Below are 14,245 nucleotides of genomic sequence, written 5' to 3'. Positions count from 1 at the left end.
AAATGAAGTGATATTAAGAATTATGGAACTAATCTATTTTGCCGCCGCGTTTGTGTGTGGCTTTGCTGTTTATCAGTTAAAGCTGCCTCCTCTTATTGGATTTTTATTAGCAGGTTTTGCTTTAAATTTATCGGGTTATAAAAGTACAGAGTTGCTCGATACAATAGCAGCACTTGGCGTAACCCTTCTTCTTTTTAGTATTGGTTTAAAGCTAAAGGTAAACAGTTTAATTAAACCCCAAGTGTGGGCGCCTGCAACATTGCATATTATTTTTAGCAGCGCGCTTTTTAGTGGCTTTATGTTATTGCTTGGTGTTTTCGCTATTCCACTGTTTATTGATTTAAGTTGGCAAAGTGCTTTATTAGTTGGGTTTGCGCTTAGTTTTTCAAGTACTGTATTTGCAGTAAAAGTGCTTGAAGAACGCGGAGAAATGGCAAGCCTTCACGGTAAAATAGCCATTGGTATACTAGTCATGCAAGATATCTTTGCTGTTATCTTTTTAGCGATTAGTACAGGTAAAATTCCAAATGTATGGGCAATTGCATTAATAATTGCTCTGCCTTTATTACGACCTGTCATGTATGGCGTATTAAATCGCTCTAAACATGGTGAACTATTACCATTATTTGGTTTTTTCTTTGCTTTAGTTGCTGGTTATCATGCATTTGAATTTGCAGGATTAAAAGGCGACCTAGGCGCACTCATAATTGGGATGATGTTTGCACCACATAAAAAAGCAGGAGAACTATCAAAATCTCTGCTTAATTTAAAAGACATATTATTAGTCGGTTTTTTCTTAAGTATTGGCTTGAGCGCAGAGCTAACCACTAGCTCATTAATCGTTGCTATTATACTTGTTTTAGTTTTACCTATTAAAATAGCGCTTTATTACGTGTTCACAAATATATTCAAACTACGCGCACGTACATCATTACTTACCGCCTTTAGTTTATCTAACTACAGTGAGTTTGGGTTAATTGTATGTGCAGTAGCAGCTAGCACAGGCATGATCACTTCTGAGTGGCTGGCCGTAATGGCAATTGCTGTTTCTATTACCTTTGTAATTGCCTCGCCGTTAAATAAGCGCTCAAACGAGCTATACGTAAAAATAGAGCACTGGCTATTAAAGTTTGAAAGCAAAACTCGTTTAGCTGAAGAGCTACCTGTTAACCTAAACGATACTAAAATAGTCATTTTTGGTATGGGACGTATTGGTACTGGTGCTTATGAAACAATCAACGCGACTCACCCAAATGTTGTTGCAGGCATAGATATAAAACCTGAAGTGGTAGATAAGCACGTTAACAGAGGCCGCAACGTATTAATTGCTGATGCAACAGATCCTGACTTTTGGCAACGAGTAAATCATTCGCAAGTAGAAATGGTCATGCTTGCAATGCCAAAGCATATGCAAAATATTTTTGCGCTAGAGCAACTACAAGCCTCAGGTTATAAAGGCCAAGTAACAGCTATTGCAAACTACCCTGATCAACAAAAAGAGCTAGAAGAAATGGGTGTTCATTCTACTTATAACTTTTACTTAGAAGCAGGTAGTGGTTTTGCAGAGCACGTTAAACAAGAGCTATTTAACGAATAATCACTTTTTATAACGTCTATAAATAACAAAGCCTTAAAATCATTAAGGCTTTGTTATTAGTTTTTAAATGAAAAGCAATTCTATTTACATTCCTTTACAAGCCATTTCACCACGACCATAAAAAACAGGTAGACTATCCATGTTGGTTAAATAAAACCCCATGTTCTAATAATAACTTAATTAGATCCCAGCTAATTAAAGTTCAACTAGGTTTATATTAATCAACAAAAAATTATTAAATCAGAGGGCCTACTCCCTCGCAAAATAGGCTGTTTCTTGCCCGTCACAGCCTATTTTATATTTCTAAAATCCCTTACACTTACGCAGACTTTAAAACCTAAGTAACTCTTATGGATCCAAAACAATTAAAAATAGCTGTAAATACAACGATGCCTTTTGGGAAATATGCTGGGCGCCCTTTATTACTACTACCAGAACCTTATTTGGTGTGGTTCAAACAGCAGGGATTTCCTAACTCGAAACTTGGTAGCCAACTAGCGATGATGTATGAGGTTAAACTAAATGGCCTTGAGCAAATGTTAATGCCATTACTTGAAAAAAATAAAAAATAATTGAGAACTTTTTTAAATACTTGCGGTCTATTATATTGCTACTTGTTGATTTTGGTTTTTAACCGCAAAAAAAGCGCCTTAGGCGCTTTTTTTATGTCTTAAATTTAAGAGGTAAATATACAATAAATTTAGCACCACCTAAGCTTGAGCTTTCTGCTTTACACTCCCCTTGGTGCCACGACACAATTTTAGCAACTATAGCAAGCCCTAAACCAAAGCCACCAGTGTCCTTGCCTCTACTTTTATCTAATCGAGTAAAAGGCTTAAATACGTTTTCTCGCTCAACGGGGTCAATCCCTTCACCATCATCTTCAACAATCAATACGATGTGAGTTGCCTCTTGTAGCAATGAAATTTTGACTTGTTGATGAGTGTATTTGAGCGCATTGCCAATTAAATTTTGAAATACTCGCGCCATAAAGTGGCTATCACAGTAGTAATTTAAATGCTCAGGGAGGTTTATAGAGAGCGTTGTTCTAGCTTCAAAATTTAGCTTTTCAATAGTGGTTTTTACCAGCCCAGCTAAATCGCAGTTTATTGGCTGTAAACTTGGTTGTTGAGAGTCTAATCGCGCGTATTCAAGCATTTCAGAAACTAGTGACTCAAGCTCACTAATATCTGTTTGCATGTTTGTTAGGTATTTTTCGCCTTTTTCGTCAAGCATTTGTTCTTGTAGCATGACTATTGCAAACTTTAAACGTGCTAGTGGCGTTCTAAACTCATGCGACACCGATGAGGTAAGTTCTTGCTGCGCACTAAGTAAAAACTCAATACGTTGCTGCATTACCTTTAATGTATCAGTTATAGGTAAAAAGAAAGACTTAGAAGAGTCATTTAGTTGAAAGTCTTGCAAACCCTCTACCGCTTCACACGCTTTACGTAGCTTTGCAAAGTCACGCCAGAGTAAAAAGCTCCATAGCCCAACTGGTATACCTACAATAATAAGTAGTAATAAATACGGCCAAACAGAAGATGATTGCTGCGTTAATACGCCTACCGGTCCTACTTGAAGTAATGAATCATTACCGAGATCTACATACCAAACAATGCGTTGTTGCTTATCATACAAATATAAGTAGTGGTTTTGATTTAGCTGCGATTGTTGTTTTTGAGGAAGTATTAAATCACGTCGTTCAATCACTTTACTTTCAAAGTTATGCTTTAGTTTTTTAAGACCATTTGGGGTTTGTGAAAGCAACCACAGTGATTGCCCAAACTCATCGTCTAAGAAGACCTGCTGCTGCGACTCTTCATAGGGCCACAGCTGCTCAATAACACCACTTACAACAAATAATGAAACAATGATATATAAGTATAAGCTGGTAAACAGTTTTCCCATTACAGCCGATTAACCTTAAATAGTTCTAAAGATCCCATGCATCAGAAACAAATAAATAGCCTTGTCCCCATACGGTTTTTATACGATACGGCTTATCACTATTATCGCCTAATTTTTTACGAATTCGTGATACGCGTACATCCACAGTTCTATCAAGTCCATCGTATTGGCGGCCAATCATATGCTGGTGCACATGTTCTCTGCTTAGTACTTCACCCGCATTTGATGCTAATAGCCATAGTAGTTCAAACTCGTGCGAAGTTAATACAATCTCTGAATCACTTAGTTTTACAATACGGCTTGTTTTATCGATAACTAAATCACCAAACTGCAGTTCTTCACTAGATTTTACTATTGGTTGCCCACGTCGTAGTAATGCATTAATCCGCGCTAGTAATACACGTGGCTCTGCTGGTTTTATTACATAATCATCAGCACCAAGTTCTAAACCAAGTACTTGGTCGAAGTCTTCACCTTTAGCAGTCAACATTAAAATTGGTAGAGTAGATTTATCTCTTACTTGGCGGCAAACGCTAAAGCCATCTTTACCTGGCAGCATAACGTCTAGAATCATTAAATCGGGTGTATTGTTTTCTAGGTAATTAAACACTTCGTCACCACGCTCTAACACTTCGACTTCAAGGCCATTATGTTCAAGGTAATCTTTTGTTAGCTGTTGTAAACCGAGATCATCTTCAACAAGTAAAATTTTTGGCATTAGTTGCTCCTAAATTAAAAAAAGCTCCACGGAGAGCGAAGCCTACGCCTATTTTTTTTAGCATGGGCGCTTTGTACTTCAACCTGTGTTTTTGCTATTAACACACCCGTATGAGGATTGATTAAGGAGTATATGGTCTCCACCTGAACACGCGCTTTATAATTAAATTGCCCAGAACGCTGCTGCTGCCAGCATTGAAGTAGTTGTTCTTGTTGATACAAACAGACATCACTATAGGTGTTTAATAGCCATTTAAACTGTAAATCAAGATCGCAAAAATCCTGCTGTTCGGAAACCACGCAGACTTTTGGAGAAACACTAAAAACAGGGGTTTGTGCCACACTAAAACCACTAAAAAAAGTGGTAATAAACACAACTAATATTGAATACTTCATATTAAAAAGTACGATCGAATCCTATAAATGCAGTCATTGAATAAGTACGTTCAAAGAGCGGACTGCCATCCATAGCCGAATAGTCGTAATATGCTACATGAAAACGAAGAGAGTCAGCCTTACTCAGTGGCCAACGGGCGTCGATTTTAGCATAAGGTTGCCAACTACTACCAACGTCTATTTTGCCAAATTGAGTTTCACCCTCATTAAGTCCATAAAAATAGCTATTTAGTTCCGCAGATTTATAGTTTATTCCAAGTGTTGGCTTTATTTTAAGCTTTCCTAGCACAGTATGATATCGCCACTGCAATGCACCGCGTACACCTCGATAAACATCGGTTATATCATGCAGAGCCTGAACTGAAAAAACATGGTCATCATTTACATAGTGATATGCAATACCCGCATCCAAGGCAATTTGCCGTTTATGCAAATTATCAATATCAGCGTAGCGAGAGGACGAGGCTTCATCTTGCATTGCAAACTGATTGTTAAGTACACTACTTTGCAATGCAAATACATTTTTAGGGTGCCAGTCTATAAAAAAGCGAGATTCAGAGTTGAGTTCACTAACTAGATTAAAGTGATGCTTTGGGGATTGTGAAAATGAATAGCCAAGGCGGCCATTATCAAAAAACCATTGCTCTGCATAAAACGCAATTTGTGGAATAAGCACAAGCGGAATATGATCTCCACCATGCAAAGGGTTGGTTATAACTCCAGCCCCAACGCTTAAACTCAAATGCAGACGATCAGTTGTTATATCTTGCTCTGTATAATCGTCAGCATGCTTGCTTGCCTGTGTTGCTTGCACCGAAAGGCAAGCAAACAAAGTGCTAAAACATAGAGCAGTTAATAAGGAGAAGGAATACCGCATCAGCGTACATCAAAGTATTAAATTAAGTAAGTTCCCCATACTAGCAAGGTCTTTTTAAACTAGCTCTAGCTGGTTACAATTATTCACAATTTGTATACACAAATGTTAACTTTTGTGTTTTTGAAGTGACAAACCCTTCAAATTAGTTATGTGCGTTGGCTAAGCTGGCACTGCTTTGAGAAACTTTGGAAATGAGGGATAACCTCGCAAATGCTTTAATTCAAATAAAATCTGCAGGAAGCCAACTCTAACAACTTTTTTTTATTAACCTTACAAGCTACTAGGTTACCAAAGTTAATAGCGGCTTTAGCCGTAATAAATCAAGCTTCTGATGCTTATTAAATATCAGGGGCTATTTCTATTCGGTTTCGGCCATGTGTTTTTGCGATATATAAGGCTCTATCTGCACGCTCAACTAAAACTGAGCTATTAGTAAATGGACGTAAAATAGCTAAACCAAAACTTGCAGAAATAGCACGTTTAGCTGTTATATCATGCTTTTTACGAATCGCTAATTTCGCAATAGCTAAACGTATACAATCGGCAAACGCTATTATATCGTTAATAGTGTCAAAATAAGCTGTTATACAAAACTCTTCGCCACCGTATCTATATATATTTGCTGTTTCAGTTGTATTTTCTCTCACTTTTTTGGCAACTAACCTCAACACTTCGTCACCCTTTTGATGACCAAAGTCATCGTTAAAACGTTTAAAGTGATCAATATCAAACATAATTAGTACGGCAAGAGAATCTTCCTGTGCTTTCTCTGAGTATTCAAAACAAAATTTTACGATATCTGAATCAAACTTACCTCGGTTATAAAACCCCGTAAGCGTGTCGGTATCAGCTGCTTCTTTTGAAATATTAAGTGCTTCTTTTAAATCTTTTATTTCGTTGTAAGCAACAGCTAACTTAGTTTGAAATTCTCTAGCATAATCCTGCATAGCAATAGAATCGTCAGTTAAGCGCTCTACACAACCTAATATTTCATTATAAGAATTTACATCAGCAAGCATATTTAATTCATTTTGTGAATCAACTAAACTTGTTGTAAAGCTTTTGGAATGCTCAAGCGTGGTGCTTATATCTTGCTGGACTTGCTCCATAGTTGTATGGAACTTTTCAGTCATTTCTTGAAAGAAAGCCAGGTCGTCTTGCGTTAAATGCTTATCAAAAATTTCTTTTGCTTTGTCTTGTGAGCATGTTTGTTGCTCAGCAATAACATGGTCTAATTCAGCATTTAATGAAGGGTTACTCCCTTGAATGTAACAGTACCAAATTGCATAGTTGATAGGCGTTACCGGCATGCGGTATTTTACCATCAAAGGAATCGCCTTTTTAAGGCATTGAGCAGAATGAGCAAGTGATACGGCGTGGTTCATAAATAAACTCTCAAGCGTCATTGTTTTTATTATTAGCACTCAATGTTAAGTAATAGTAAACTTATACGCAACCTATATTCATACTATTTAACTAATTTGCTTGCTCTGTGTGCATATTAAATTGCTTTTGCTTCTAAAGTTTGCGCAATATTCCACAACGCACTGATTGCAGGGTCATTTAACTCTTTTCTTAATACCGCCAAACCGATATCAAACCCTTCAGGTGCTTGCATTTTTGGTGTTAGTATTTGTACCTTATCCTGCAGCGGGCTATTATCTAGCACTATTTTAGGGACCATTGCGACGCCTAGCCCTAAGCTCACCATAGATACCATTGCTTCATGTCCTGCAACTTGGGCGTAGATTTTTCCGTGAATATTATTTTTGCGCCACCAGTGCTCTAACCTTTGGCGAGAAAAACCTTGTTCTGGGACAATAAACTCTAAATCAGACCAATTAATGTCATCACTATTTTGTGTAAGCTTTTGTGTGATCGGACATTGAATTTTTGGGCCAATTAATAAAAGTGGTGAGTGCCCAATATCAACAAAGGCAATTTGCGACGGTAATTTATTAGGCTTAGCTGCAATTGCCATTAATTCGTGGCCATCAAGTACACGATTTATAGCAAGTGCTGGGTCGCCTGTATTTAATGTTATCTCTATGTACTGATGCTGCGCACGAAGTTGTTCTAATATTTGATGTAAAAAACTATAAGATGCAGTTACAGAACAATAAATACTTACTTTGCCGTAAATATGCTGTTGTGGGTCTTTTACATTCGTTTTAAAACGTTGCCAATTAGCAAGCGTTGCCGTTGCGTAATCAATAAAGGACTCCCCCTCACGCGTTAATTTAACGCTTCGGTTATCGCGGATAAACAATGCTACTCCAACTTCTTCTTCCAAATGTTTTATATTTCGGCTCAAAGTGGGTGCGCTTATGTGGCAAAGCTCACTTGCGCGCCCAAAGTGAAGTGTTTTAGCCAACGCTAAAAAGTAGTTTAAGTGCTTATGTTCCATCCAACCCCCCTGCATTTCATATTATGAAACACTTTAATTCAAATATATCATTTTACGCAAGCAACGATTTTACATATGGTGTTTGTAAGCGCAGTAAACATTGCGCATCTAACAAACATGACTTTATAGGACACTAACAATGGCGAATTATTTCAATACCTTACCTTTACGCGAGCAATTAGCGCAATTAGCGCAATGTGAATTTATGGACGCAGGCGAATTTGCCGATGGCGTTGATGCACTTAAAGGTAAAAAACTAGTTATTGTAGGCTGTGGCGCACAAGGTTTAAACCAAGGCTTAAACTTACGTGACTCTGGTTTAGATGTTTCTTACACATTACGCGCATCAGCTATTTCTGAGCGTCGCCAATCATTTTTGAACGCATCTGAAAACGGCTTTACTGTTGGCACTTACGAAGAACTAATCCCAACAGCTGATGTAGTACTTAATTTAACACCAGATAAGCAACATACCGCTGTAGTAAGTGCAATTATGCCGCTTATGAAAAAAGGCTCTACACTTGCCTACTCTCATGGCTTTAATATTGTTGAAGAAGGCATGCAAGTACGTGAAGACATTACTGTAATCATGGTTGCGCCTAAGTGTCCTGGTTCTGAAGTACGTGAAGAATACAAACGCGGTTTTGGTGTACCAACTCTAATTGCTGTTCACCCAGAAAATGACCCTCAAGGTCATGGTTTAGCACAAGCTAAAGCGTATGCAGCAGGGACTGGCGGACACCGTGCAGGTGTACTTAAATCATCATTTATTGCTGAAGTTAAGTCAGACCTAATGGGCGAGCAAACCATTTTATGTGGCATGTTACAAACTGGCTCTATTTTATGTTTTGATAAAATGATAGAAAAAGGCGTTGATGCGGGTTATGCATCAAAGCTAATTCAATACGGCTGGGAAGTAATCACCGAAGCACTTAAGTACGGCGGCGTTACAAACATGCTTGACCGCCTTTCAAACCCTGCAAAAGTAAAAGCGTTCGAACTAAGCGAAGAGCTAAAACTAATTATGCGCCCGCTTTATAATAAGCATCAAGATGACATCATCGACGGCACTTTCTCACGCACTATGATGGAAGACTGGAATAACGATGACGTAAACTTACTTAAATGGCGCGCTGAAACAGCAGAGACTAACTTTGAAAAGACCCCTGCTGGCGATGTAGAAATCTCAGAACAGGAATTTTTTGATAACGGTATTTTAATGGTAGCAATGGTAAAAGCAGGTGTTGAACTTGCTTTTGAAACCATGACAGCAGCCGGTATTATTGAAGAGTCAGCTTACTACGAGTCTTTACATGAAACGCCATTAATTGCTAATACTATTGCACGCAAAAAGCTTTTTGAAATGAACCGTACAATTTCTGACACTGCAGAGTATGGATGTTACCTATATAACCATGCATGTTTGCCATTACTTGCAGATTTTATGAAAAAAATTGATACAGATGTTATTGGTAAAGGCCTTGGCGAGCACAGTAACCAAGTTGATAACCAAACATTAATTCAAATTAACGCCGCCCTTCGTGAACACCCAGTTGAAAAAGTAGGTGCTAAATTACGTGGCTACATGTCAGCAATGAAAAAGATTGTTTAACCCTAAACGATAAATGTTTCGCTTGTTAGAAACCAAGCCCATATGCTTTGCTTATGGGCTTTTTTATGCATATTCATAAAACTTTAACCATAACACGCTACCTTCTATTCATTTCACAGTAGGCAATATCTAGCTCTAAATAAATAATGTGCTAGTATAGTCCTCTAATCAGTTGTAAAATTAATTAATATCATGACGATACAAAACCTTTCTATTACTCAAAAAATCACAGCTTTAGGCAGTGTTATTGCTATATGCGTAGCGGCACTGATTGGCTTGACCTCTTTATACAGCTCTAAAGACATAATTGAGCAACGTATGATCGAGTCAGAGCTACCTAGTAAACTGCAAACAATCAGTAATCATATAGGCGGTGAAATTAATGAGTTACTTGGTGCTGCTCAGCAACTATCATCAAACGAATTTGTTTTACAGTGGGCTCAGTCTAGTAATCAAGACGACACTTTATTATTAAAAGAATTAAATCGTGTTGCCCAGCAATACGATTTAGCAACAGCATCTTGGGCAAATAGGGACACTGCACAGTACTGGAACCAGAATGGTTTTTTGCGTGTGTTAAAAAACGATGCAGCTGATGGCTGGTTTTTTGCGTTCAAACAATCAAAACAACCTTATTCTATCAGTATTTATCAAGAGTCAGCCAATGATGTGAAAATGTTTGTAAATCATCAGCAAGCTAATGGTACTGGTTTAGCAGGTCTTGCAAAAAGCATCACTGATATGCAAAAGCTATTACAGCAATTTAAAATTGAGCAAACAGGTTTTGTATTTATTGCAGATAAAAATGGATTAATTCAACTTCATAAAGATGCCAATAAAGTAGCAAAAGCAAATATTGACGATTTATATACTGCAAATATTCACAGCCAACTATTTAATAGTAATGGCTTTGCACTAGAAGAAATTAACTTAAATGGCGAACCAACTCTTATAGCTGCAACCCCAATTAAAAACACTGACTTATATGTTGTAGCTCAAGTACCAAAAAGTGAAGTATTCGCAAGTGTAAACACCCTACAATGGCAAATATTTACTTTTACAGTAATCACCGCGTTAGTTGCTAGCTTGATTAGTTACTTACTTGCTCGCTCTCTTTCATCTCCACTTTCTAAAATGGCTGAGTTATTTTCACGCTTAGGCTCTGGCGATGCAAACTTAGCGTACCGCTTACCAGAATCAAGCCAACCAGAGCTCAACAATTTAAGTAATGGCTTTAACCAGTTTATAAATAAAATAGAAACAGCGATTACTCAAGTTGCCAGTGAAAGCCACGATATTCGCCAAAGTTCTGATCATGTATTTGAACAGGCAAAACGAAACTCGCAAGCAATTGATAATCAAAAAGAGCAAACAATATCTGTCGCAGCAGCTATCAACGAAATGGGCGCTACAGTGCAAGAAATAGCACAAAGCGCAGCGAATACAGCTAAGTTAACCGATAACAGCCGTGAGAACACCATTCAAAGCCACAAACAAGTATTACAAAGCCAGGCAACTATCTCAGCCCTAGCTAGCGATATTGATGGCATAACAGAGCAAGTTACTTTGCTTTCTAAAAAAACGGTTGATATAGCAAGTATTGTGGATTCAATTAGAGGGATATCGGATCAGACTAATCTACTTGCTTTAAACGCGGCAATTGAATCTGCTCGCGCAGGTGAGCACGGCCGAGGCTTTGCTGTTGTTGCTGATGAAGTACGCGCTCTGGCAAACCGTACATCGCAATCAACCACCGAAATTCAATCTATGATTGAAGAGCTTACAAGAATATCTGATGATGTAGTTAACGATATTAGCCAATCAAAAGATAAAGCGCAGCAAAGCGTTGGAGCCATGCAAAGCTCAGTAGAATTACTCGATGCGATAGCCGAAACAGCTAATCAAATAAACGATATGGCTACGCTTATTGCAACTGCAACTGAACAGCAAAGTAATGTGGTTGCTGATGTAGGTCGTAACATAGAGCAAATAAGTGAAATTAGCGATAAAGCAATGAGCGAGCAAATCAATACAGAGCAAGCTATTCGTGACTTGGCAAACAGTGCTCAAACACTCGACGCACTTGTCGCTACTTTTGAAAAACATCACTAAGCAGCTATAACTGCTATATTTCCTTTGTGAGCAAAAGCTATATTAAAAGCTAGCTTTTGCCCACAGCGAATACGGTTTAATCTAAGTAAATTAACTAAATGATTTTAGTGTCGCCGGTATTAAATGCTAAAACGTATGCTTCTTTTTTGGCTCTAGAAAGCTTTTTTAATTGATACTCAAGTTTACTTGCTTCACTTTTATTACCAACTTGTTGTTGATGAATAAGTAAAAGCGGCCCTTTCCCTCTAAGGTTTTTGGCCCCTTTGCCGGCTTGATGAGTTGCAAAGCGTTTTTCAACATTAGTCGTGATCCCTGTGTACCAATGACCAAATCGTGTCTCAACTATATATAAAAACCAAGTAGACTCCGTTTTTAAAATATTCGTTTCGATGTGCTGTAAACTTTTTTCATTATTAATGGTCAAAACATTACCTTAACGCCCTTAACACAAAACAATTGCTTAAAAGGGTTTTACCTTCAGTGACTAATCGGTATCATGCAGATTATAAAAAATAAGGATCACAACTAACAATGCAGTCTTTAAAAACTTTTTCTCTTTGGCTTATCGTTGCTTTAACACTTAGCTCAGCAGCAGGTTGCTCTAGCTGGGTATACCGAATTAACATCCCCCAAGGCAACTTTTTAGAGCAATCGGATGTTGAAAAACTTCGTGTAAATATGACTCGAGAGCAAGTTGTTTACGTATTAGGCAGACCTATTGCCGAAGACGCCTTTGATAACAATACTTGGCGTTATATTTACAGCTTTAATAAGGGCCGTAAAAACGAGCAAAATAAAGAGTTAGTAATTAACTTTGAAAATGAAAAGTTAGTTTCAATCTCAGGTGATTATGACCAACCTGAAAACTTTACTACACCGCTCGAGCAATAAATTTCTCAAGTGGTAAAAAAAGGTGAGCATGGCTCACCTTTTTTATTGGTTTATTTAAAAGCTTTTACCATTATAAACAACGTTAGCGTGTGATTTAATCCGTTAAATTTTTCCACGTTTATACCGATTTGCGTTACTTTTCGAGTGGGCGGCCACCCGTTATTTTATTTGCACGCCCCTCTTCTTTAGCTTTTTCTGCACGCTTTCTGCGCGCATCTTTAGGATCTGCAATTAATGGACGATATATCTCTATACGGTCACCGTCTTTTAACTCATAGTTAGCTTTTACAGTTCGATTCCACACACCTAACGTTAGCGATGTAGCATCTATCTCAGGGCACTTTTGTATAATACCTGACTGAATAACAGCTTGCTCGACTGTAGTCCCTTGTGGCACTTCAATTGATAAACACGTTGCCGTGGTTGGTAACGCAAATACCACCTCAACATTAATCATACTCGCGCTCCATACACCTGTTTTGCACGTTGAGTAAATGCACTCACCATATTTTTTGCAACATCGTTAAAAATCTTACCAAAGGCAAGCTCTATTAACTTATTTGAAAATTCAAATTCTAGTTGCAAGTGAACTTTACATGCTTTGGCGTCAAGCTCTTGAAAGTGCCAACGTCCTTTTAACATCTTAAATGGTCCATCAACAAGGCTTAGCAACACTGTTTGCTCATCAACAAAGGTGTTTTCGGTGGTAAACCACTTTTTTATACCCGCCTTAGATATTTCTAAACTCGCGGTCATGTTATTATCATGCTGTGAAACAATTTTTGAGTCTGAGCAATTTGGTAAAAACTGCGAATAAGCTTCTACATCATTAACTAGATCAAACATCTCTTTAGTGCTGTACATAACCAGCGCACTTTTTTCTATTTGTGGCATACTCACTCCCAACTGTGTGGGCGAATTTTAGCAAGCTTTGCGCGTTTCCCCAAATTTTCATGCTGCTTAAATTAAAGCTTAATTTTTAAAAGCATTATTAAAAAATCGATGTAAAACATCTCACATTACGTATATTATAGGGCACTATGGCTAAGAAAAATTCATCAAAATCGACAAGTAATACCATCGCGCTAAACAAAAAAGCGCGACATGAGTATTTTTTACACGATAAGTTTGAAGCAGGTGTTGAACTACAAGGCTGGGAAGTAAAAAGTATCCGAGCAGGTAAGGTAAACATCACCGAAACTTATATTCATCTTAAAAATGGCGAAGCATTTTTGCTTGGCGCGCAAATCCAGCCACTTAATAGTGCATCAACCCATGTAATTTGCGATCCGTTGCGTTATCGTAAGTTACTATTAAGCAGACGCGAACTTGACCGTCTACTCGGCGCAACAGAGCGAGATGGCTATTCATTAATAGCTACAGCTATGTACTGGAAAAAATGTTGGGTGAAACTTGAATTTCATCTAGCAAAAGGTAAAAAGTTGCACGATAAACGTGACGACGGGAAAAATAAAGATTGGTCTCGCGAAAAAGAACGTTTAATGAAACACAAAGTATAAGCACAGCGCCTAACTAACAAGTTAGGCGTTTTTTTTATTAAAAAACCAACTATTATTTGTTTTATTAATATACAACAAGATTACTATTCATTCAGAATATACATGTAAATAATTTATTACAATTTTATTGTGAATTAATTAATTTAATTATTACTCGCATTTAGGCTGTATTTGTTATTTCCAAAATAAAACATATGCGCCTATT

15 protein-coding genes are annotated in these 14,245 nt (G+C 37.6%); 6 read left to right on the top strand and 9 right to left on the bottom strand.

Annotated elements, in window-relative coordinates:
• The first annotated feature begins 22 nt into the window (after positions 1–22).
• Positions 23–1,597, top strand: a complete 1,575-nt coding sequence (locus H5087_RS13285; RefSeq protein WP_004335737.1) for a cation:proton antiporter family protein — start codon at positions 23–25, stop codon at positions 1,595–1,597.
• 350 nt (positions 1,598–1,947) lie between these two features.
• Positions 1,948–2,169 (top strand): DUF3820 family protein, encoded by a 222-nt coding sequence (locus H5087_RS13280; protein WP_024594942.1) that lies wholly within the window; start codon positions 1,948–1,950, stop codon positions 2,167–2,169.
• A 91-nt stretch (positions 2,170–2,260) separates the two neighbouring features.
• Here the strand turns inward: H5087_RS13280 and H5087_RS13275 are convergent, their stop codons facing one another.
• The 6 genes from H5087_RS13275 to ilvY form a co-directional block, all read right to left on the bottom strand.
• Positions 2,261–3,508, bottom strand: a complete 1,248-nt coding sequence (locus H5087_RS13275; RefSeq protein WP_182672327.1) for an ATP-binding protein — start codon at positions 3,506–3,508, stop codon at positions 2,261–2,263.
• A 25-nt stretch (positions 3,509–3,533) separates the two neighbouring features.
• The gene (locus H5087_RS13270) at positions 3,534–4,226 is read right to left on the bottom strand and encodes a response regulator (protein WP_182672326.1); all 693 of its coding nucleotides are present in this window, start codon (positions 4,224–4,226) and stop codon (positions 3,534–3,536) included.
• 14 nt (positions 4,227–4,240) lie between these two features.
• Positions 4,241–4,621: a DUF3019 domain-containing protein gene (locus H5087_RS13265; protein ID WP_024594944.1), complete on the bottom strand. Its 381-nt coding sequence runs from the start codon at positions 4,619–4,621 to the stop codon at positions 4,241–4,243.
• 1 nt (position 4,622) lies between these two features.
• Positions 4,623–5,435, bottom strand: a complete 813-nt coding sequence (locus H5087_RS13260; protein ID WP_182672325.1) for a MipA/OmpV family protein — start codon at positions 5,433–5,435, stop codon at positions 4,623–4,625.
• Positions 5,436–5,836: 401 nt separating this feature from the next.
• Entirely contained in the window at positions 5,837–6,883 is a 1,047-nt protein-coding gene (locus H5087_RS13255) for a GGDEF domain-containing protein (protein WP_024594946.1), read from the bottom strand.
• A 116-nt stretch (positions 6,884–6,999) separates the two neighbouring features.
• Positions 7,000–7,905 (bottom strand): HTH-type transcriptional activator IlvY, encoded by a 906-nt coding sequence (gene ilvY, locus H5087_RS13250; RefSeq protein ID WP_024594947.1) that lies wholly within the window; start codon positions 7,903–7,905, stop codon positions 7,000–7,002.
• A 139-nt stretch (positions 7,906–8,044) separates the two neighbouring features.
• On the opposite strand from ilvY, the gene ilvC reads away from it, so the two are divergent.
• Both ilvC and H5087_RS13240 read left to right on the top strand, forming a co-directional pair.
• A complete protein-coding gene (gene ilvC, locus H5087_RS13245) occupies positions 8,045–9,517 on the top strand; it encodes a ketol-acid reductoisomerase (RefSeq protein WP_004335714.1) in 1,473 nt (490 codons plus the stop codon).
• A gap of 192 nt (positions 9,518–9,709) precedes the next feature.
• Complete coding sequence (locus H5087_RS13240; RefSeq protein WP_182672324.1) at positions 9,710–11,629, top strand: methyl-accepting chemotaxis protein; 1,920 nt, start codon at positions 9,710–9,712, stop codon at positions 11,627–11,629.
• 94 nt (positions 11,630–11,723) lie between these two features.
• Here the strand turns inward: H5087_RS13240 and H5087_RS13235 are convergent, their stop codons facing one another.
• Positions 11,724–12,053 (bottom strand): GIY-YIG nuclease family protein, encoded by a 330-nt coding sequence (locus H5087_RS13235; RefSeq protein WP_004335709.1) that lies wholly within the window; start codon positions 12,051–12,053, stop codon positions 11,724–11,726.
• Between the two features lie 107 nt (positions 12,054–12,160).
• Between H5087_RS13235 and H5087_RS13230 the strand changes: the two genes are divergently transcribed.
• Entirely contained in the window at positions 12,161–12,520 is a 360-nt protein-coding gene (locus H5087_RS13230; RefSeq protein WP_004335706.1) for an outer membrane protein assembly factor BamE, read from the top strand.
• A 133-nt stretch (positions 12,521–12,653) separates the two neighbouring features.
• Here the strand turns inward: H5087_RS13230 and H5087_RS13225 are convergent, their stop codons facing one another.
• Positions 12,654–12,977 (bottom strand): RnfH family protein, encoded by a 324-nt coding sequence (locus tag H5087_RS13225; protein WP_004335703.1) that lies wholly within the window; start codon positions 12,975–12,977, stop codon positions 12,654–12,656.
• Entirely contained in the window at positions 12,974–13,414 is a 441-nt protein-coding gene (locus tag H5087_RS13220) for a type II toxin-antitoxin system RatA family toxin (protein ID WP_182672323.1), read from the bottom strand. The genes H5087_RS13225 and H5087_RS13220 overlap by 4 nt, the downstream gene beginning before the upstream one ends.
• A 146-nt stretch (positions 13,415–13,560) precedes the next feature.
• Here H5087_RS13220 and smpB point away from each other — a divergent pair, with 146 nt between their 5' ends.
• On the top strand, positions 13,561–14,040 hold the full coding sequence (smpB, locus tag H5087_RS13215) for an SsrA-binding protein SmpB (protein ID WP_004335699.1): 480 nt from the start codon (positions 13,561–13,563) through the stop codon (positions 14,038–14,040).
• Positions 14,041–14,245: the final 205 nt, after the last annotated feature.

This window comes from Pseudoalteromonas sp. SR43-7, assembly GCF_014163785.1.
In the GTDB taxonomy this organism is placed as follows: domain Bacteria; phylum Pseudomonadota; class Gammaproteobacteria; order Enterobacterales; family Alteromonadaceae; genus Pseudoalteromonas; species Pseudoalteromonas distincta.
The sequence above is the reverse complement of the archived record's forward strand: the minus strand, read 5'-3'. Positions and strand labels throughout refer to the sequence as shown.